Here is a 19,947-nt window from a genome sequence, read left to right on the forward strand (position 1 = left end):
ATCGCCGCGTCCTGCCGTAAACAGGGTATGACAACCCGCGGTGGATAACATGGCAATCTTCAAACGACTCGTCGCCGTCCTGGCACTCGCCGGACTTGGCGGCTGCGCGACGCTCAGCGAACCGGATCAGCAGGTGGTGCTGGTGCAGACCATTCAGGACAACCGCGAAGTGGCCGGCATTGGCTGCGTGCTGACCAATGATGCAGGGCGCTGGTTCGTGACATCTCCTGGGCGCGTGGCGGTACGCAAGAGCGCGGGCAAGCTGTGGGTCGACTGCAGGCGCAACGGCCGCGGGGTAGGGCAGGATGTGGTGGACTCGCGAGCCAGTGCCGGCGCGTTGATCGGCAATGTCGTGCTGACGGCGGGGCTGGGCTATCTGGTCGACAAGCGAACCGGGGCGGGGTTCGAGTATCCGGACACCATGACGGTGCTGATGCGCCAGCCGGAAGCGTATCAGGAAGCGGCTGTCGATGAGGTGGCGTCGAACGCGATTTATTAAGTCAAGAAACACGTAGGGCGGACAAGCGCACGCGCATCCGCCGAATTGAGCGTCAACGTGACGCTCGAATCGGCGGATGCGCTTTCGCTTGTCCGCCCTAAGTTTTAAACAGCGCTCAGGTGCGGTTGATCAGGAACGTCGACAGCAGCGGCACCGGACGTCCGGTCGCACCTTTCGCAGCGCCGGTCTTCCATGCGGTACCGGCGATATCCAGGTGCGCCCAGGTGTACTTGCGGGTGAAGTTCTCGAGGAAGCAGGCTGCCGTCACACTCGCGCCGCCCGGCGTGCCAATGTTGGCCAGGTCGGCAAAGTTCGACTTCAGCTGGTCGTTGTAGATCTCTTCGACCGGCAGGCGCCATGCGGTGTCGCTGGCTTGCTTGCCCGCGGCCAGCAGCTCGGCTGCCAGTGCCTCGTGCTTGTCGTCGCTGCGCGTGAACAGCCCGGTGTTGTGGTGGCCCAGCGCGACGATGCAGGCGCCGGTCAGGGTGGCGATATCCACTACCACCGCAGGATTGAAACGCTCCGCATAGGTCAGCGCGTCGCACAGGACCAGGCGGCCTTCGGCGTCGGTGTTGAGCACTTCAATGGTCAGGCCATTCATCGAGGTGACGATGTCGCCCGGTTTGGTCGCGCGGCCCGACGGCATGTTTTCGCATGCTGCCACGATACCGATCACGTTCAGCTTCAGGCCCATTTCGCCAATCGCGCGGAAGGTGCCGAGCACCGAGCCGGCGCCGCACATGTCGTACTTCATTTCGTCCATGCCAGGACCGGCCTTGATCGAGATGCCGCCGGTGTCGAAGGTGATGCCTTTGCCGATCAGGACCACTGGCGCGTCCTTGGCCTTGCCGCCCATGTGCTTGAGGACGATGAACTTCGGCGGCTGCTCGCTGCCGTTGGTCACGGACAGGAAGCTGCCCATCTTCAGCGCTTCAAGCTGCTTGCGTTCGAGGACTTCGACGCCGAAGTTGAATTCGGCCGCCAGTTCCTTGGCGGTGTTGGCCAGGTAGGTCGGGGTGCAGACGTTAGCCGACAGGTTGCCCAGCTCCTTGGTCAGGTTCATGCCGTTGGCGATGGCGATCGCCTGCGCCATGGCGGTCTTGACCTGCGCGCTGGCGTCGGTGGCGAGGGTGACCTTGCGCACGCCTGCCGGGGCAGGGTCCTTCTTGCTCTTTTGCGCGTCAGTGCGGAACGCGAGCTCGTTGGCGGTGATGACGACGCAGCGGACAGCCCAGCTGGCGTCTCGGTCTTTCACATCCGCCATCGGTAATGCGATAATGGCGTCTGTGGCGCCGATCGATGCGAACGCCTTGAGGGTTGCGGACACTGCGGATGTGAAGCTTTTTTCGCTGATCGTCTCGTCACTGCCCATACCAACGAGCAGCACGCGCGCGGCGGCCGAATCGGATACGCCGCGCAGCATCAAGGTCGAACCTGGCTTGCCGGTGATGTCGCCGGACTTGAGGGCCGCCGTAATTTCACCGCCTTTATCAAGGGCTTTAGCCGCCTGCGACAATTTTTTGTTTTCGAATACCGCAACCGCGACACAGCCGGTTTTTGCCGACGTGATGGTGTTCTTTGTATCGAATGCTTTTATGCTAAAGTCCATTTGAATCTCCATATCATGTTGTGACGCGCACTGCTTAACCTGCGATTATATCTTTCTAATGATCTTTCAACGCGCCTTAAGACGTGAATTGGCGAGTGCCGCCGGCGCTACCTTTACGATCCTGTTTTCGGTCCTGGCAACCTGGACCTTGATTTCCATCCTCGGCAAGGCTGCGGGCGGCAAAGTCGACTCGGGCGACGTGCTCGCGCTGATCGGCTTTGCAATCCTGAATTATCTGCCAACTATCCTGATTCTCACCAGTTTTATTTCAGTGCTGGTTGCCATCACCCGCAGCTACCGCGACTCCGAGATGGTGGTGTGGTTCGCCTCCGGCATCTCGCTGCTGCGCTGGATCCGGCCTGTACTGACGTTCGGTTTGCCGCTGGTCGCATTGACCGCCGCCTTGAGCATGGTGGCCACGCCGTGGGCCAAGCTCAAAAGCGAAGAGTTCGTCCAGCGCTTCGAAAAGCGCGAAGACCTCAAGAAGGTCTCGCCTGGCCAGTTCAAGGAATCGACATCGAGCAACCGCGTGTTCTTCGTCGAAGGCGTGTCGGGCGAATCGACGGTGGTGCAGAACGTGTTCGTCAATACGGTTGAAAAAGACGGCAACACGGTGGTGGTGGCAAAGGAGGGCGTGATCGAGCGCCAGCCGGACGGCAGCCAGTTCCTGGTGCTGAAGAACGGACGGCGCTATCACGGGATACCAGGGCAAGCCGATTTCCAGTCGATGGAGTTCGACCGCTACAGCATGCGCATCACGACCAAGGTGCCGGCGCTGGGGGCCGACCTGCCGGTCGACACCTTGTCGACGCCGGCGCTGCTGGCCACGCCTAACCGCTATACGCTCGCTGAGCTGCTCAAGCGCGTGGCCGCGCCGGTCAGCTGCCTGATCCTGATGCTGCTGGCGATCCCGCTTGGCTTCGTCAATCCGCGCGCCGGCAGCGCGGCCAACCTGATCCTCGCCTTGCTGATCTTCTTCACCTACAAAAACCTCGAGAAAATGGCCGAAGCGGCGATCAGGCAGGGCAAGATGGACTTCTCCGCTGCCTCGTGGCCGCTGCACTTCATCGCCGCCCTGTGCGTGGTGCTGCTGTTCGCATGGCGCGTCAACCCGAATCACCGCTATCACCCATTGGTGCTGTGGGGCGCCTTCAAGCGATTGCGCGCCGCGCGCAAAGGAGTACCTGCCTGATGAAAGTACTTCAACGCTATTTCGCGGTCTCGATCCTGCAGGCCGTCGCTTTCGTACTGGTCGCATTCCTGGCGCTGATCTCGTTCATGGACCTTACCAGCGAACTGCCGGACGTCGGCAAGGACGGCTACGAGATCCAGCACGCCTTCCTGTATGTACTGATGCTGGTGCCGGGCCACGTGTATGAAGTGATGCCGGTGGCCGCGCTGATCGGCACCATCTACACGATGGCGCAGTTTGCGTCGTCGTCCGAATTTACGATCATGCGCGCCTCGAGCATGTCGACCCAGATGGCCGCCGCGATGCTCTTCAAGATCGGCGTGGTGCTGGTGGTGATTACCTTCGTCTTCGGTGAGCTGATCACGCCGCGCACCGCGCCGTGGGCCGAACAGATCAGGCTCAATGCGCAGGGCGCGTCGGTGTCGCAGCAGTTCAAGTCGGGCATGTGGACCAAGGACGTCGTGCGCAGCGACGGCGTCAAGGGCGATGTCGTCGGCACGCGTTTTTTCAACGTCAGCGAGTTCCGTCCGGATGGCCGCCTGGTCGACGTCAAGCTCTACGAGTTCGATAACAACTTCCGCATGCGTTCGCTGATTACCGCGAAGTCAGGCGTATTTGAGGGCAAGAACAAGTGGCGCCTCGACGACGTGACCGAGACCCTGTTTACCAGCTCCGCCAGCCCCGACGCGCAGGCGCTGGCGACTTTCGGCCAGGAGAGCAGCGCCGTCACGACCCGCAAGCTCGAAAGCATGGCGCTGACGTCCGAAATCACGCCGAAGATCCTGCTGGTCTCCTCGGCCGACCCGGAGCGCATGTCGGCCAATGAACTGGCGGTGTACACCCGTCACCTGGCCGAGAACCGCCAGGAGACCGACCGCTTCAAGATCGCCTTCTGGAAGAAGCTGATCGACCCGTTCGCGATCTTCGTGCTGATGGCGCTGGCGCTGCCGTTCGCCTACCTGCACACGCGCAGCGGCGGCGTCAGCCTGAAGATCTTCATCGGTATCATGATCGGGGTGAGCTTCATCCTGATAAACACGCTGTTCTCGCACCTCGGCCTGCTCAGTACCTGGCCGGCTTTCTTCACGGCGGTTGCGCCGAGCTTGTTATTCCTGCTGCTGGCGCTGGGCGCCTTGTGGTGGGTCGAAAGACACTGATGGAAAACCGTGCACTGATCCTGTTTGCCCACGGCGCCCGCGCCGAATCGTGGAAAGCCCCGTTCGAGCGCCTGCGCGACATGACGCAGCGGCGCATGCCCGAGGTGAAGGTGACGCTGGCCTACCTCGAGCTGATGGAGCCGCGCCTGCAGCCGCAGGTCACCGCGCTGGTGGCCACCGGCGCCACCGATATCACCGTGGTGCCGGTGTTCCTGGGGCAGGGCGCGCATGTGCTGCGCGATCTGCCGCTGATGGTCGACGAGCTGCGCCTGATTCACCCAAGCGTGACGATCACGGTGTCCGGCGCGGTCGGCGAAGACCCGGACGTGCTCAAGGCGATGACCGACTACTGCGTCAAGGCCGCCAGGCCGTAATCGCGCGTCGTCTTACCGGGGCGGCGCGGTGCCGAACACCCGGTCGAGCAAGCTGACGTGTTGGCGCGCAGGGATCGCCTGCTCGACCATGCCGGCCCACTGCTCCGACAACTGCTCGCACGTGGCGCGCAGCACCGGCGCCAGGTCGCCGTGACCGGCCAGCGCCTTCAGGTGCCGTTCGATGACGGAGGCCAGCTTCAGGCAGGTGCTGGCGTCATCGCCGCGCGTGCTGTAGTGCGACATCAGGTGCAGCGCGGCCGACACCAGCAGCTCGGGCTGGGTGGACAGGTTGCCAGGCTCTTCAATTGCCCTGGTCGAAAGTTCGATAGCCATGCAATGCTCCTAAAATTGAGGTGATTGGCTGGCTACCGCTGTGGTGCGCGGATGGCTGGCTGGATGAAGTCAGGCGGTCAGGATCAGCTTGCCCAGGCGGGTGACCCGCAACTGGTACACCTTGCCCTCGTGCTCGATCTGCACGGACTTGCCCTGGCCGAACAGGTGGCGGCTGTCGAGGCGCGGAACGTGACCGGTCCTGGGGGCGTCATCGCTGGGGCGCGCCAGGTCAGCGGCAGCGGGATGTTTTGTCGTCGGCATTTTCAATGAATGAGAATTATTCTCATTTGGATTATGTCCGATCTTGGTGGCGAATGCAAGCCGCGCGCCCGCTGCGCGATCAAATCGTTGAACCTTGTTCTGCATCAGCCGCCGCGGCGCGCGCACGTTTGACGCGGTTTTTAAAGCGGCACACACTCGACTGAACACCTGGGCGTTGTCCGGGTACCGGAACGAGCATGCGATGCTGACACTTGCCTGGAAAATCCTCGTTTGCGAAATCCTGCTTGCGCTACACCGTGCAAAAGGGCATTGGCGCGCCCTGATGCCGCCGGTTCTAAGGCGGCTGCGCTGCGCCCGCAAGATCGAGTCGCTGTCGAATCGGCTCACGGCAATGGGCCGCAAAATCACGTCGTTTGAGGCGAGCCTGGTCGCTGGCGCGTTCCGCGAAGCGGTCGACGCGGACTTCTCGATCCGGGCCATGCTCAAGGGGCTGAAAGAAGATATCTGCAACATTCGCTGCGAGATGGCGGCGGTCCCGCCTGAATCGTGCGCGGGTTGGGGCGGGGAGCGGCTGGGCGCTGCGATCGAACAGCTTCAGGCCGTGGCGCAGCAGACCTACGTGGTGGCCGACCGGCTGCTATGGGAAATCGGCGAGCACGATCTCAAATACATCGCCTGAGGCAGAAACGCCTCGCCGCCATGGCCGCCATGGCTAAGCGCTGCGGCGTTGCTCAGGCTCCGCATCGTCGGCGTCGAGTGGCTGGTGCGCGCGCTGGTGCATCGCATCGCCCAGCATCACCAGCACGGGACCGTGCGCGGCGCCGAGGCCGCGCGCCAGCGTCTCGATCGTCAGGCGGAAGATGCGCTGGTCGGGGCGGCTGCAGTTTTCAATCACGACCACTGGCGTATCCGGACGGCGGCCCTGTTCCAGCAGCCGCTGCGCCGTTGCCGTCGCCTCGCGTCCACCCATGTACTGCACCAGCGTGTCGGTATCGGGAATTGCGGTTTGCCCATCGAGTTCCGGCGCGGTGCTGGACGTGAAAAAGGCGACGCTGCGCGAGACGCCGCGCTTGGTCAGCGGCTGCTTCGTCGCCGCCGCTGCCGCCAGCGCGGTGGTGATGCCGGGTACAACTTCCACCTCGATGCCGGCTTCTTCCAGCGCGCGCAGTTCTTCGTCGGCGCGGCCGAACAGCATCGGGTCGCCGCCTTTGAGGCGCACTACAAGCGGGTACTTGAGCGCGTTATCGACCAGCTGCTTGTTGATGAAGGCTTGCGCGGTCGACAGCTGGCCGCAGCGCTTGCCGACCGCGATCTTGAGCGCTTGCGGGCACAGTTCGAGCATCTCGGACGTGACCAGCGCGTCGTGCAGCACCACGTCGGCTTGCGCCAGCAGGCGCGCGCCGCGTAGCGTGACCAGGTCCTGGGCTCCAGGACCCGCGCCGATCAGGTAGACTTTTCCGAGTGCTGCCATGCTGCTCTCCTGTTATTGCGCCAGGCGGATCATGCCCGCCGCGACGGTCTGGTGCGTGACTTCATCGATCAGGATAAACGCACCGGTGGCGCGGATATCATCGTAGGCGTCGGCGGCCAGGGGCTGCTGCACGGTCAGCGCGATGCGTGCGATGTCGTTCAGCTTCAGGCCGTCTGCGCCATGGCGCTGCTGGGTGTTGATGTCCAACAGCGTATCGATTGCCGTCACCTTGGCCGCGGTCTGCTTGGTGCCGTGCTTGATCCAGTACTTGCGGCGCAGGTCCAGCGGCTCATCCGACATCCAGCACACGTCCGCGCTCAGGTTCTTGAGCAGCGTGGCCGGCTGCGCACTGCCGGCCAGCAGGTCGCCGCGCGAGATGTCGAGGTATTCGTTCAGCATCAGTGTAACCGACTGGCCGACCGCGGCGCTCTGATGCGATCCCTCGAATGTCAGGATGTCCTTGACGGTGGCGCTCTGGCCGGACGGCTGCACCACCAGCTTGTCGCCGACGCTGACCTTGCCCGCTTCGATGCGGCCCATGTAGCCGCGGAAGTCGTTGGCTTCGTGGCCGTTGTGGCGCGCCACCAGCTGCACCGGGAAGCGGAATGGCGCCTCGTGCGATTCATCGTACACCGACAGCGATTCGAGCAGCTCGATCAGCGGCGGGCCGTCGTACCAGGCCATCTTGTCGCTGCGCTCGACGACGTTGTCGCCGGTGAGGGCGGACAGCGGAATCGGCGTGATGTCCTTCAGGCCCAGTGTCGCGGCGAATTCCTGGTAGGCCTTGACGATGCGGTCGTACACCGACTGGTCGTAGTTCACCAGGTCCATCTTGTTGACAGCGACGATCACGTGTTCGATCTGCAGCAGGTGCGCGATGGTCGAATGGCGCTTGGTCTGGATCAGCAGGTCGACGCCGCCGTCCTCGCGCAGCTTGACCTTCGATACATCGACCAGGATGATCACCGCGTCGGCCGTCGAGGCGCCGGTGACCATGTTGCGGGTGTACTGCTCATGGCCGGGCGTGTCGGCGATGATGAACTTGCGGCGCGGCGTGGCGAAGTAGCGGTAGGCCACGTCGATCGTGATGCCCTGTTCGCGCTCGGCTTCGAGACCGTCGGTCAGCAGCGACAGGTCGACCGCGTCGCCCACGGTGCGCTTGTGCTTCGAGCGCGACATCGCGTCCAGCTGGTCGGCGAAAATGCCTTTGCTGTCGAACAGCAGGCGGCCGATCAAGGTGCTCTTGCCGTCATCGACGGAGCCGGCGGTGATAAAGCGGAGCAGTCCGCTTTGTCCGGTGAGGTTGTCAGTCATGGCGTTCATCAGAAGTATCCTGCTTTCTTGCGTTTTTCCATCGAGGCTTCGGAGGTCTGGTCGTCCATCCGGGTGGCGCCGCGTTCGGTGATCTGGGTGACGGCGGTTTCGGCGATGATCGCTTCGACCGTCGCCGCGTCCGAGCTCACAGGGCAGGTGCACGAGATATCGCCGACGGTGCGGAAGCGCACCACCTGCGTCTCGACCGTTTCACCGTCGCGCGCAGGCGTCAGCGGCGTCAGCGGCACCAGCAGGCCGTTGCGCGGAATGACCTGGCGCTCGTGCGCGAAGTAGATCGGCGGCAGCGCCAGCTTTTCGCGCTGGATGTACTGCCACACGTCGAGCTCAGTCCAGTTCGAGATCGGAAACACGCGCATGTTCTCGCCCGGGTGCACGCGGGTGTTGTACAGGTCCCAGAGTTCGGGGCGCTGGGCCTTCGGGTCCCACTGGCCGAATTCGTCGCGGAACGAAAAGATGCGCTCCTTGGCGCGGGCCTTTTCTTCGTCGCGGCGGGCGCCGCCGATGCAGGCGTCGAAGCCATGTTCGGCGATGGTTTCCAGCAGCGTGACTGCCTGCGCGGCATTGCGCGAATCGGTGGCAGGGTGCCGCAGGCGCACGGTGCCGCGCTTGATCGAGTCTTCGACGCTGCCGACGATCAGGCGCTCGCCCAGCTCGGCCACGCGCGCATCGCGGAAGGTGATGACTTCGTCGAAGTTATGGCCGGTGTCGATATGCACCAGCGGGAACGGGAACTTACCCGGGCGGAAGGCCTTCTCCGCCAGGCGCAGCAGCACCACCGAGTCTTTACCGCCGGAGAACAGCAGGGCAGGGTTGGCGCATTCAGCCGCTACCTCGCGCATGATGTGGATCGCTTCCGATTCCAGCGCGTCGAGGTGGCGCGCGTTGACGTCGGCGAGCAGGTGCGTCTTGTCGGTGAGTGTGTTCATGGTAGCTGTACCTGTTTTCTCTTGTGGCGCTTTACGCGGCCACTGGTTTAATGCGAATCAGTTTGCCGTCGACGATGTGCAGCCCGCATTCCTTCGACTCCGGGTTCTCCCACCACCAGCGGCCGGCGCGGACATCCTCGCCCGGTTCGACGGCGCGGGTGCACGGTGCGCAGCCGATCGACGGGTAGCCCTGGTCGTGCAGGGCGTTGTACGGCACGTCGTTGGCGCGGATGTAGTTCCAGACATCGTCTTCCGACCAATCGGCCAGCGGATTGAACTTGACCATGCCGTGCGCCGGATCGTCTTCCTGGATTGCCAGGTCGGTGCGCGTGGCCGACTGGGCCCGGCGCTGGCCCGTGACCCAGGCTTTTTTGCCGGCCAGGGCGCGGCCGAGCGGTTCGACCTTGCGGATGCGGCAGCACTCGCGGCGCATCTCGATGCTGTTGTAGAACGCGTCGCGGCCGTTCTCGGTGACATAGCGCTCGACGGCGTCGGCCTGCGGCCGGTACAGCTGCACCTCGTAGCCGTACTTGTCCTTCACCGCGTCGAGCACCGCCAGCGTCTCTGGATGCAGGCGGCCGGTCTCCAGCGAGAAGATCGCGATCGGCAGCCGGGCCTTCAGGATCAGGTCCGTGAGCACCATGTCTTCAGCCGCCAGGCTCGATGCGAACACCGCGGGCGAAAACTCGCCGGCGATGCGTTCGAGCGTGGCGCGGGTGGATGCGATGAGGTCGATGTCTGGCATGGCGCTGTCCTTCAGATGCCGTAGCCTACGTCGCCGCTGTCGGTGCGCACTTCGCGGTGCTGGCGGCGGAACAGCGGCGCAGTCACGTCGACCGACGCCTGGTAGACCTCGGAGAACACGGTCAGGCCCTTGACCGCGTCATGGATGCTGCGGTCCGGGCGCGTGGCGTAGGCATCGAAACCGACACGGTGCATCGCGAACAGCTGGTCGCGCAGCACGTCGCCGATGGCGCGCAGTTCGCCCTTGTAGGCCAGGCGCATGCGCAGGTTGTAGGCGATCGAATAGCCGCGGCCATCGGTAAACTTCGGGAAGTCGATGGCAACCACGGCGAACTTGTCGAGGTCGCCCTTGAGCAGTTCCGGCTGTTCGGCCGGCGCGATCCAGACGCCGATCTGCGCGCGCGCGGCCAGCGTGTCGCGCTGCGCCAGCCACACGGCCAGCGGTACGATGACCTTGCCTTCGCGGACAGCCACGGCATCGGCGGTTTCGCCTTCTTCCAGGCGCAGGACGGTCCAGTCGTCGGCGACCACTTCATGGCCCTTGATGATCTGCGGGTGGCTAACTTCAAGCATATTCGTCTTCCCCTACCAGTGCGCCGGACGCAATCGGCGTGGCATATACATGTTCCTTGAATGGCGCGACGCCCAGGCGCTGGACGGTATCGAGGAAGCGTTCCTCCTCGGTGCGCTCGCGTACGTAGACCTGCAGCAGGCGGTCGATCACTTCCGGCATCTGGTGCGCCGAGAACGACGGCCCGATGATCTTGCCGATGGCCGAGTTGTTACCCTGCGCGCCGCCGATCGAGACCTGGTACCACTCGCTGCCGTCCTTGTCGACGCCGAGGATGCCGATGGTGCCGACGTGGTGGTGGCCGCAGGCGTTGATACAGCCGGACATGTTCAGTTCGATCTCGCCGATGTCGTGCTGGAAGTCGATGTTCTCGAAGCGGTGCGCGATCGCGGCCGCGATCGGGATCGACTTGGCGTTCGCCAGCGAGCAGAAGTCGCCGCCCGGGCAGCAGATCATGTCGGTCAGGAGGCCGATGTTCGGCGTGGCCAGGCCTTGCGCCTTCACTTGCTGCCAGACGGTGAACAGGTCCGATTGTCTGACGTCGGCCAGCACCAGGTTCTGTTCATGCGTCACGCGCAGTTCGCCGAAGCTGTAGCGGTCGGCCATGTCGGCCACAAAATCGATCTGCGCGGCGGTCGCGTCGCCCGGCGGCACGCCGGGCTTTTTCAGCGACAGCACGACCGCGCTGTAGCCCGGCACCTTGTGCGGCTTGACGTTACGCTGCAGCCAGTTGGCGAAGGCCTTGTTGTCTTCGTGGCCGGCGCGCGGGTCGGTCGAAGGCAGGGTCTCGTACGCCGGCAGCGGGAAGTAAGCGGAGATGCGCGCCATTTCTTCTTCGGTCAGCGTGGACGGGCTGTCCTTCAGGTCGGTCCATTCCTGCTCGACCTGGCGGGCGAATTCTTCGAGTCCGACTGCTTTGACAAGGATCTTGATGCGCGCCTTGTACTTGTTGTCGCGGCGGCCGTGCAGGTTATACACCCGCATGATCGCTTCGATGTAGGTCAGCATGTGCTGCCATGGCAGGAACTCGCGCACCACGCTGCCGAGGATGGGGGTGCGGCCCATGCCGCCGCCGACCATCACCTTGAAGCCGATTTCGCCCGCTTCGTTGCGCAGCACCGTCAGGCCGATGTCATGCACGGCGATGGCGGCGCGGTCTTCGACCGCGCCATTGATGGCGACCTTGAATTTGCGCGGCAGGGCGGCGAACTCGGGATGAAAGGTGCTCCACTGGCGCAGCACTTCGCAAAACGGGCGCGGGTCGATGTGCTCGTCGGCCGCGACGCCGGCGAATTCGTCGGTGGTGATATTGCGGATGCAGTTGCCGGAGGTCTGGATGGCGTGCATTTCGACCGAGGCCAGGTCGGTCAGGATGTCCGGCGTGTGCTCGAGCTCGATCCAATTGAACTGGATATTCTGGCGCGTGGTGAAGTGGCCGTAGCCGCGGTCGTACTTGCGCGCGATATGGCCGAACATGCGCATTTGCGCCGACGACAGCAGTCCATAGGGCACGGCGATACGCAGCATGTAGGCGTGGCGCTGCATGTACAGGCCATTTTGCAGGCGCAGCGGCAGGAATTCTTCTTCCGCCAGTTCGTCATTGAGGCGGCGCGCGACCTGGTCGCGGTACTGGGCGATGCGCTCGCGGACGATCAGATGGTCATATTGGTCATAGCGATACATGTTCGGATCCTGGTTGTTGCTCTGTTTTGTGGGCGGATGGTGTGAGAATTCCCCCAAACTAGCCTCAATACTAAGGAATTTGCCGTTTATTCCAAACGACTGAGAATTTATTTGCTTATATGCGTATGAGGCATATAGCAATCTTATAAAATGCGGGTATCGCGAGTTTTACTGAGAAAAAGGGCAATGAACCTCCATCAATTACGCTTCGTACGCGAAGCCGTGCGACAGAATTACAACCTGACCGACGCCGCCAAGGCCTTGTTCACCTCGCAGCCCGGGGTGTCGAAGGCGATTATCGAGCTGGAGGAGGAGTTGGGCGTCGATATCTTCACCCGCCACGGCAAGCGTATCCGCGGCCTGACAGAGCCTGGAAGGCTGGTGCTGGAGTCGGTCGAAGTTGTCATGCAGGAAATTGATAGCCTGAAGCGGATCGGCAAGGAATTTGCCGCCCAGGACAGCGGCAGCTTTACCATCGCCTGCACCCACACGCAGGCGCGCTACACCTTGCCCAGGGTGGTGCAGGCCTTCATGCTGAAGTATCCGAAGGTGCGGCTTTCGCTGCTGCAGGGCAACCCGCGCCAAATTGCCGACATGGTCCAGCGCGACCAGGCCGACCTGGCCATTGCCACCGAGTCCATTGCCAGCGTGGACGGGCTGATCACCTTGCCGTGCTACCAATGGGAGCACGTGGTGGTGGTGCCGGCCGACCACCCGCTGCTAAAATCGAAAGCGGTGTCGCTGGAAGAAATCGCCAGCTATCCATTGATTACCTACGACAGCGCCTTTGCCGGGCGCAGCAAGATCGACCATGCATTCTCGCTGCGCGGGCTGAAGCCGGACGTGCTGCTCGAAGCGATCGATGCCGACGTCATCAAGACCTATGTCGAACTTGGCATGGGAATCGGCATCATCGCCGGCATGGCTTTCGATGCGGAGCGCGACAAGAACCTGCGTGCCATTTCCGTCGGCCAGCTATTTGGCATGAACACCTCGCGCGTCGCGATCAAGCAGGGCTCCTACCTGCGCAGCTATGTGTACACCTTCATCGAGCTGCTGGCCCCAACCCTGAACCGCAAACTGGTCGAATCGGCCATGAGCGGCACCAAAGACACTTACGAGCTTTAAACAAGAACATGATTACCGAACGATCCGCAGAATTTTACGCCAAGAGCGCCTCCAGCCACGACCGCGTGTACGACAAACCCGAGCGCCAGGACGACCTGGCCGAGATGCGCGACCTGCTCGCCGAGACCCTGAGCGGGCACGTGGTACTGGAACTGGCCTGCGGTCCTGGCTACTGGACCCGCGTCATCGCAGACAGCGCCGACTCGGTGCTGGCGACCGACATCAATCCACAGATGATCGAGATGGCAAAGCTGCGCGGGCTGCCGGCCGACAAGGTGCAGTACCGCGTGGCCGACGCCTACGACCTGCCGGCCGACCTCGGCAGTTTCACGGCGATCTTCATCGGCTTCTGGTGGTCGCACGTGCAGCGTGCCGACCAGGAACGCTTGCTCGCCCAGCTGAGCAAAAAAGTCGGCAAAGACACGATGCTGGTACTGCTGGACGACTGCTACGTCGAGGGCAGCAGCGACACCGTCGCGCGCACCGACCTCGAAGGCAACACCTTCCAGATCCGCACGGCGGAAGATGGCCAGCGCTACGAAATTCCAAAGAACTACCCGTCCGACAGCGGCCTGCGCAAGAAGCTGGGCTCATCGGTTCGCGAGATCAAGATCACGCGCCTCGACTACTACTGGCTGCTGACCTGCCGCCTGAAATAGTTCCAAAATCGGGGACAGACCGGGTCACGCTGACCACCATTTTAGTAGTTCCAAAATCGGGGACAGACCGGGTCACGCAGACCACCATTTTAGAAGATTCTAAAATGGTGGTCTGTCCCCGATTTTGGAATGTTTTTGGAATGAAAAAAGCCCGGACTTGTCCGGGCTTTCTGCTTGTTGCAGGCCGTGCTTAGAACGAGTGGCGCATGCCGATCGCCAGTGCGGTCGGGTCAGCACCCGGCGCCGTCGCCGGCGGGGTGACGTTCACGCCCGAGGCGTTGATGCCGAAGGTGCCAGCGCCGTTGTTGCGCATCGACGCCAGTGTGGTGTACACGTTGGTGCGCTTCGACAGCGAGTGGCTGTAGGCCAGGGCGATCAGGTTGCCTTTGGCCGAGGCCTGCTCGTTGCGCTGGACGTTGACGAAGACCTTGCCCGCGCCGCCAACTGCCATTGCCGCGCCCAGGTTCATCTGCTCGAACTTGTTGTTCGCGCCGGTACGGTCGCCGACCATGTAGTTGCCCTTGACTTCAATCGCGCCGAACTTGTAGCCCGCGCCGAAGGCGTATTCCTTGTCGTCGCCGGTCGCCAGGCGCTCGACCTGGTGGTAGCCGGCGCCGAGGAACAGGCCGCCGTTGGCGTATTCCAGGCCAACACCAGCGGTGTCGAGCGATGGGCCGGTGCCGGTTTCACCCAGGCCGTAGGCGGCCGTGACGCGGAAGCCGCTCATCGTGCTGCTCTTGTAGTTGACCGAGTTGCTCAGGCGACGGGTGAGGCGGGTGGCGTTGAACGACGACAGGTTGGTGCCGTAGAAGCCCTGGCCGAGAATGTCGGACTGGCCGGCGATCGAGGCGATCGGGGTGTATTCGCGGCCGATGGTGATCAGGCCGAAACCACCTTCCAGGCCAACTACCGCGCGGCGGCCGAACAGCGCCGAATCGCCAGCGCCGGTGTCAAGTGCAACGCCTGCTTCCAGGTTGAAGATGGCTTTCAGGCCGTTGCCCAGGTCTTCGGTGCCGCGGAAGCCGATACGGCTGCTCGACTGGTTGCCCGAGTTGACGACGGTCCGGCTGCCGCCAGCCACGTCGGTGTCTTCACGTGCGATCGACGCATCGGCGATACCGTAGATGGTGACGCTCGACTGCGCTGCCGCGACGAGTGGAAGGGACGCGAACAAGGCAGCTGCCAAGAGTTTTCGTTGCATGAAGATCTCCATTAAGGTTCAAGATTGCTACAGTAACTGCTAAGAATCGAAGGCCATGCTAGCTGGCCGGTGTGTCAACTTCATGACATGGACGGTAAGTGTGGTGAATTAACAACGGCCGCTGTCAGTCAGGAAGAGGTAAAACAATTTCAATACGGGTGCCCGGCGGTTCTTCGGCGCTGATGGTGATTTCGCCGTTCATCGCCCACACCCGTTCGCGCATGCCGACCAGGCCCAGCGACTGGGCTTTCTCCATGTCGTCGGGCGTGATGCCGCGGCCGTTGTCGCGGATCGTCACCAGCAGCTGGTGGTCGGTGCGGTACAGGTTCAGGTTGACCAGGCTGGCGTCGGCATGGCGGGCGATATTGGTCAGCGCTTCCTGCACGATGCGGAACACGGCGGTGCTGGCGCCATCGTCGAGGCGCAGTTCGTTCTCGTCGGCGTACAGCTCGACCGGGATCGCGTAGCGTTCGACGAAGTCGTCGCGCAGGCCTTGCAGGGCAAAGAACAGGCCGCCTTCATCGAGGGCGCGCGGGCGCAGGTTGGTGGCGATGCGGCGCAGCGAGGTGATCGCGGTCAGCAGGTTCTCTTCCATGCCGTTCATCAGGCGCAGCGCGTCGGCGCCGGCGCCGGGCTGTTGCTTCAGCAAGGCCAGGTCCATGCGCAGCGACGCCAGCAGCTGGCCGAGGTCGTCGTGCAGCTCGCGCGCGATGTGGGTGCGCTCTTCTTCGCGGATGGTCTGCAGCGCCGCCGACAGCTGGCGCAGCTGGGCGTGCGAGCGCGACAGCTTTTCCTGCACCTGCTGGCGTTCGGTGACGTCGCGCAGGATGATGGTGTAGAGCGATTCGCCGCTTTCGGTGCTGCTCGACACCGATCCTTCGAGCGGAAAGGTTTCGCCGCCGGCACGCACGCCGGTCACCGCATAATCGGTGGCGCGGCGGCCGCTGCGGCCGGCGCTGAACCAGGCCGAGACGTTGGGCGCCGAGCCGGCGCTGGCCAGCAGCACCGGGTCGGGACTGATGAAGTGCGACAGCGGGCTGCCTTGCATATCGGCCACGGTGGTCGAGAACATCGCGGCCGCGGACGGGTTGGCCAGCACGATGTTCTGCATTTCATCGGTCGAGATGATGGCGTCGCTGGCATTTTCGATGATGCCCGGGCTGCGGTTGCGCAGCAGGCGCGGGGCGCGGCCGGTCTTGATCAGGCGTGCCGCTACCGCGCCACTGGCGATGCCGATCATAAACACGACCGCTTGAAAACCCTTACCTGATCGACGCATCTCAGACATAAGCAAGCCCGGCAAAAACGGGCGCGCGGCTGCGAACCCTCCACACACGATACGTGGGAGAATTTTTCCGTGCCTTGATGTTGAGCAAGCTTTGCGATGCGGAAAGAATTAACGCGGTGGACGTGTCGTATGGAATCGACACAGTCCAGCGCGCCGGCTTTGTCCCGGACCAGGCAAGGTTGCGATGCCGGAGCGCCGGAGCGCCGGATTCGCGATGCGGCGGGGCCGCATCGGCGGATTACATTTGCTTGAACAGGTGCAGGAAGCTGCGGCTCACTTCGAGCTTGTCGGGACGGCCCTTGATCAGCACCAGGTGGCGCCCGCGGATGTCGCGCGTGACGCCTTCGATGGCATTCACGTTGACCAGGGTGGCGCGGTGGATCTGCCAGAACAGCGCCGGGTCGAGTTCCTCGGCCAGGTCGCGCACCGGCTTGCGGATCAGCGCCTCGAATTTTTCGGTCTGCACGCAGGTGTATTTCTCATCCGAGCGGAAGAACAGGATTTCCTCCACCGGAATCATGCGCAGGTCCTGGCCGATGCTGGCCTGGATCCATTGCAGGTAAGTCGGTTTCGGCTTCGACATCTTCTCGGCCAGCTGCGACAGCATCGCCGTGACGCTCTCGGCGACGGGCTCGTTCGGCTTGGCCAGGCGCGCCTTGAGGCGGTCGACGGTAATCTGCAGGCGTTCCTGCTCGGGCGGTTTGAGCACGTAATCGACGGCGCCGCGCTCGAACGCTTCAACGGCGTACTGATCGTAGGCGGTCACGAACACGACATTGCTTTGCGCGCCGATCTCGCGCGCCGCTTCCATGCCGGTCTTGCCCGGCATGCGGATGTCGAGGAAGGTCAGGTCGGGCTTGAGTTCGCGCACCAGGTCGACTGCCTCTTCGCCATTCTTTGCCTCGCCGATGATCTCCAGTTCGGGCCACACCTGGCCCAGTCGCAGGCGCAGTTGGTCGCGCATCAGTCTTTCATCGTCGGCAATAATTGCGGTAGGCATGAGTCGGTCAGCTTTAAAAGGAAGAGTGACAATTATTCAATGAAACCCGGCGTAAATCAATCGCTTACTTCGACACCTGGTAGGGAACTTCGATAGTCGCGATGACGCCGCTTGGCGCGTTGGCCGTGATGGTCAGCTTGCCCTGGTCGCCATGCAACAACTTGAGGCGCTCGCGGATCGTCGGCAAGCCAAGTCCCGTGCCGTCGCTCGGATGCACGCCGAAGCCGACCCCGTCATCGGACACGATCACGCGCAGCTTGCTGCCGGCCACTTCGGCGACGATCTTCAGGGTGCCGCCTTCGGGCTTGCATTCGAGACCGTGCTTGATCGCGTTCTCGACCATCGACTGCAGCATCATCGGCGGGAAGGCCGCGCTGCGCAGCTCGTCCGGAATCTGCATGTCGACCGTCAACCGTTCTTCCATGCGCATCTTGAGCAGGTTCAGGTACGCCTTGACCATGTCCGCCTCGCGGCCCAGGTTGGTGACGACGGCGTTATCGCGCATCTGCGGCAGCACCGCGCGCAGGTACTGGATCAGGCTGCGCTGCATGGCCGAGGCGCGCGGCGGGTTGGTTTCGATCAGGTATTCGACCGAGGCCAGCGTGTTGAACAGGAAGTGCGGTTCGACCTGGGCCTGCATCATCTGCATGCGCGCTTCCGACAGCTGGCGCTGCATCGATTCGCGCTCGGCGGCCGCGTTGGCGTTCTGGGTTTCCGCTTCGGCGCGCTTTTTGCCGCCCATCAGCGCCTTGGTCGCGAACAGCGCCAGCAGCAGCAAGGAGACGAAGCTCTTGAACCAGGTCGAGGCCTGGTTGTGATAGCGCTCCACTTTCTGCTCGGCCATGTCGTCGACCGCTTCCTCGATCGCGTTCGACAACTCTTCGCCGATCTGCGGCGGCAGTTCGATGTGCACCGAGCCGTCGTCCGGGTTGGCGTTGGCGGCCGCTGGCGGCACCGGCAATTCGCCCGGCGCCGGCGGCACCGGCAGTTCGCCCGGTTCCGGCGGCTGCGGCGGTTCCGGCGGCGCCGGCACCTTGCCCTTGCGCGGATTGAAACGGATGCCGGTATCGTCGATGACGATGTGCGGCTCGTCGGCGTTGCGCTTGCCCGGCTTGCTGTCGCTGCGCACCACCGCTGGGCCGCCGCTGCCGGAGAACAGTTCTTCCTGCACGATCGAGGCGGCGATCAGCGACAGCGCGGCGAACAGGAAAAACTTCCACCACGACAGCTGGGTGACCCAGGTTGCTGTCGCGTCAAAGCCTTTGTGCAACCACGCGAGGCTGCTGGCGAATGATTGCTGGAGAGGAGGGCGGGCTGGCATGTGATTCGTTTTCCGTGGGCGTTATGCTTTTTTGTCACGCAGTGTAAGCCCGCGCAGCTGGAAAAGCCATTTTGCCCTGTTAAATTCTGTTGGGATGGTGCAACTGTAAGCTGCGCACCGCTGCTGGGCCATCCCTTTGCGACAGTCTGCATAATCGGGCTACTGGAATGCGCGTGAAACTTGTTGCTCAGCAAGGAAGCAGACGATTAGTGCAAATATGAAACCTGCTGGCGTACTATAACCAATCGCCCGGGCCGCTTCGGCCTGTTGTTCTTTCTGATGGAAGGAAACGCCATGTCTGCTGAAACCACCACATTCCGCCTTGTTACGCGCAGCGACTTCGACGGCCTGGTTTGCGCCGTCCTGCTCAAGCACCTTGGCATGATCGACGAGATCCTGTTTGTCCACCCGAAGGACATGCAGGACGGCAAGATCAGCGTCAGCGATCGCGACATCACCACCAACCTGCCGTTCGTGCCGGGCGTCCATCTGGCGTTCGACCACCACCTGTCGGAAACCCTGCGCAACAAGGGCGAGCGCGCCAATCACGTCATCGATCCGCGGGCGCCATCGGCCGCCCGCGTGGTGTACGACTATTATGGCGGCGCCAGCGAATTCCCGCTGGCCTGGGGCGCCATGATGGCCGCCGTCGACAAGGGCGATTCCGCCAATTTCTCGCGCGAAGAAGTGCTCGATCCGCAAGGGTGGGACCTGCTGAACTTCCTGATGGATGCGCGCACCGGGCTGGGCCGCTTCCGCGATTTCCGCATCTCCAATTACAGCCTGATGATGGCGCTGATCGATGCGTGCAAGGACCATACCATCGACGAGATCATGGCCATGCCCGACGTGCAGGAACGCACCACCTTGTATTTCGAACACAGCCAGAAATGCAAGGACCAGATCCGCACATGCGCGAAGGTCGACAAGAACCTGGTCGTGCTCGACCTGCGCGGCGAAGAAGTGATCTTCGCCGGCAACCGATTCATTATCTACGCGCTGTATCCGGAGACGAATATCTCCATCCATGTGCTGTGGGGACTGAAAAACCAGAACACCGTGTTCGCGACCGGTAAATCGATTCTCAACCGCAGCTCGCGCACCAATATCGGCGCCTTGATGCTCGAATACGGCGGCGGCGGGCATGAGAACGCCGGCACCTGCCAGGTCGCCAACGACATGGCCGACGATGTGCTTGGCGCGCTCAGCTACCGCATCACCAGCGAAGGCTGAG

21 protein-coding genes are annotated in these 19,947 nt (G+C 62.9%); 8 read left to right on the forward strand and 13 right to left on the reverse strand.

The window, feature by feature from the left end:
• Positions 1–49: 49 nt before the first annotated feature.
• Positions 50–499: a hypothetical protein gene (locus tag I4X03_RS06425; protein WP_223467242.1), complete on the forward strand. Its 450-nt coding sequence runs from the start codon at positions 50–52 to the stop codon at positions 497–499.
• 115 nt (positions 500–614) lie between these two features.
• On the opposite strand, the gene I4X03_RS06430 is transcribed toward I4X03_RS06425, so the two are convergent.
• On the reverse strand, positions 615–2,108 hold the full coding sequence (locus I4X03_RS06430; protein ID WP_223467244.1) for a leucyl aminopeptidase: 1,494 nt from the start codon (positions 2,106–2,108) through the stop codon (positions 615–617).
• A gap of 88 nt (positions 2,109–2,196) precedes the next feature.
• Here I4X03_RS06430 and lptF point away from each other — a divergent pair, with 88 nt between their 5' ends.
• From lptF to I4X03_RS06445, 3 genes are read left to right on the forward strand one after another with little or no spacing between them, the layout of a single operon-like run.
• Positions 2,197–3,300, forward strand: coding sequence for an LPS export ABC transporter permease LptF (lptF, locus tag I4X03_RS06435; protein WP_370660488.1), 1,104 nt, complete (start codon positions 2,197–2,199; stop codon positions 3,298–3,300).
• Entirely contained in the window at positions 3,300–4,457 is a 1,158-nt protein-coding gene (gene lptG / locus I4X03_RS06440) for an LPS export ABC transporter permease LptG (RefSeq protein ID WP_223467248.1), read from the forward strand. The genes lptF and lptG overlap by 1 nt, the downstream gene beginning before the upstream one ends.
• Positions 4,457–4,831 (forward strand): sirohydrochlorin chelatase, encoded by a 375-nt coding sequence (locus tag I4X03_RS06445; protein ID WP_223467250.1) that lies wholly within the window; start codon positions 4,457–4,459, stop codon positions 4,829–4,831. The genes lptG and I4X03_RS06445 overlap by 1 nt, the downstream gene beginning before the upstream one ends.
• Positions 4,832–4,843: 12 nt before the next feature.
• On the opposite strand, the gene I4X03_RS06450 is transcribed toward I4X03_RS06445, so the two are convergent.
• Both I4X03_RS06450 and hemP read right to left on the reverse strand, forming a co-directional pair.
• Positions 4,844–5,164, reverse strand: coding sequence for a hypothetical protein (locus I4X03_RS06450; protein ID WP_223467252.1), 321 nt, complete (start codon positions 5,162–5,164; stop codon positions 4,844–4,846).
• A gap of 69 nt (positions 5,165–5,233) precedes the next feature.
• Positions 5,234–5,425 carry a hemin uptake protein HemP gene (gene hemP, locus I4X03_RS06455; protein WP_223467254.1) on the reverse strand — a complete coding sequence of 64 codons (192 nt, stop codon included), beginning with the start codon at positions 5,423–5,425 and terminating at the stop codon, positions 5,234–5,236.
• A 202-nt stretch (positions 5,426–5,627) separates the two neighbouring features.
• Here hemP and I4X03_RS06460 point away from each other — a divergent pair, with 202 nt between their 5' ends.
• Positions 5,628–6,065 carry a hypothetical protein gene (locus tag I4X03_RS06460; protein ID WP_223467256.1) on the forward strand — a complete coding sequence of 146 codons (438 nt, stop codon included), beginning with the start codon at positions 5,628–5,630 and terminating at the stop codon, positions 6,063–6,065.
• 33 nt (positions 6,066–6,098) lie between these two features.
• On the opposite strand, the gene cobA is transcribed toward I4X03_RS06460, so the two are convergent.
• From cobA to I4X03_RS06490, 6 genes are read right to left on the reverse strand one after another with little or no spacing between them, the layout of a single operon-like run.
• Positions 6,099–6,857: a uroporphyrinogen-III C-methyltransferase gene (gene cobA, locus I4X03_RS06465; protein WP_223467257.1), complete on the reverse strand. Its 759-nt coding sequence runs from the start codon at positions 6,855–6,857 to the stop codon at positions 6,099–6,101.
• Positions 6,858–6,869: 12 nt separating this feature from the next.
• Positions 6,870–8,180, reverse strand: a complete 1,311-nt coding sequence (locus I4X03_RS06470) for a sulfate adenylyltransferase subunit 1 (protein WP_223467259.1) — start codon at positions 8,178–8,180, stop codon at positions 6,870–6,872.
• On the reverse strand, positions 8,180–9,118 hold the full coding sequence (gene cysD, locus I4X03_RS06475; protein WP_223467261.1) for a sulfate adenylyltransferase subunit CysD: 939 nt from the start codon (positions 9,116–9,118) through the stop codon (positions 8,180–8,182). The genes I4X03_RS06470 and cysD overlap by 1 nt, the downstream gene beginning before the upstream one ends.
• Before the next feature lie 31 nt (positions 9,119–9,149).
• A complete protein-coding gene (locus tag I4X03_RS06480) occupies positions 9,150–9,863 on the reverse strand; it encodes a phosphoadenylyl-sulfate reductase (protein ID WP_223467264.1) in 714 nt (237 codons plus the stop codon).
• Between the two features lie 11 nt (positions 9,864–9,874).
• Entirely contained in the window at positions 9,875–10,435 is a 561-nt protein-coding gene (locus I4X03_RS06485; RefSeq protein ID WP_223467267.1) for a DUF934 domain-containing protein, read from the reverse strand.
• Complete coding sequence (locus I4X03_RS06490) at positions 10,428–12,116, reverse strand: nitrite/sulfite reductase (protein ID WP_223467269.1); 1,689 nt, start codon at positions 12,114–12,116, stop codon at positions 10,428–10,430. The genes I4X03_RS06485 and I4X03_RS06490 overlap by 8 nt, the downstream gene beginning before the upstream one ends.
• Before the next feature lie 186 nt (positions 12,117–12,302).
• Here I4X03_RS06490 and I4X03_RS06495 point away from each other — a divergent pair, with 186 nt between their 5' ends.
• Together I4X03_RS06495 and I4X03_RS06500 are read left to right on the forward strand one after the other, a co-directional pair.
• On the forward strand, positions 12,303–13,244 hold the full coding sequence (locus I4X03_RS06495) for a CysB family HTH-type transcriptional regulator (protein ID WP_223467271.1): 942 nt from the start codon (positions 12,303–12,305) through the stop codon (positions 13,242–13,244).
• A gap of 8 nt (positions 13,245–13,252) precedes the next feature.
• Positions 13,253–13,903, forward strand: a complete 651-nt coding sequence (locus I4X03_RS06500; RefSeq protein ID WP_223467273.1) for a class I SAM-dependent methyltransferase — start codon at positions 13,253–13,255, stop codon at positions 13,901–13,903.
• A 190-nt stretch (positions 13,904–14,093) separates the two neighbouring features.
• On the opposite strand, the gene I4X03_RS06505 is transcribed toward I4X03_RS06500, so the two are convergent.
• From I4X03_RS06505 to I4X03_RS06520, 4 genes are all read right to left on the reverse strand, one after another.
• Positions 14,094–15,104, reverse strand: a complete 1,011-nt coding sequence (locus I4X03_RS06505; RefSeq protein WP_223467274.1) for a porin — start codon at positions 15,102–15,104, stop codon at positions 14,094–14,096.
• Between the two features lie 124 nt (positions 15,105–15,228).
• On the reverse strand, positions 15,229–16,344 hold the full coding sequence (locus I4X03_RS06510) for a PAS domain-containing sensor histidine kinase (RefSeq protein ID WP_223467276.1): 1,116 nt from the start codon (positions 16,342–16,344) through the stop codon (positions 15,229–15,231).
• Between the two features lie 286 nt (positions 16,345–16,630).
• A complete protein-coding gene (locus I4X03_RS06515; protein WP_223467278.1) occupies positions 16,631–17,392 on the reverse strand; it encodes a LytR/AlgR family response regulator transcription factor in 762 nt (253 codons plus the stop codon).
• Between the two features lie 64 nt (positions 17,393–17,456).
• Positions 17,457–18,713 carry a sensor histidine kinase gene (locus tag I4X03_RS06520; protein ID WP_223467280.1) on the reverse strand — a complete coding sequence of 419 codons (1,257 nt, stop codon included), beginning with the start codon at positions 18,711–18,713 and terminating at the stop codon, positions 17,457–17,459.
• A gap of 294 nt (positions 18,714–19,007) precedes the next feature.
• On the opposite strand from I4X03_RS06520, the gene I4X03_RS06525 reads away from it, so the two are divergent.
• Positions 19,008–19,946: an exopolyphosphatase gene (locus I4X03_RS06525; protein WP_223467282.1), complete on the forward strand. Its 939-nt coding sequence runs from the start codon at positions 19,008–19,010 to the stop codon at positions 19,944–19,946.
• The last annotated feature ends 1 nt before the right edge of the window (position 19,947 follow it).

It is taken from the genome of Massilia soli, from assembly GCF_016809835.1.
GTDB classification, from domain to species: Bacteria; Pseudomonadota; Gammaproteobacteria; order Burkholderiales; family Burkholderiaceae_D; genus Telluria_A; species Telluria_A soli.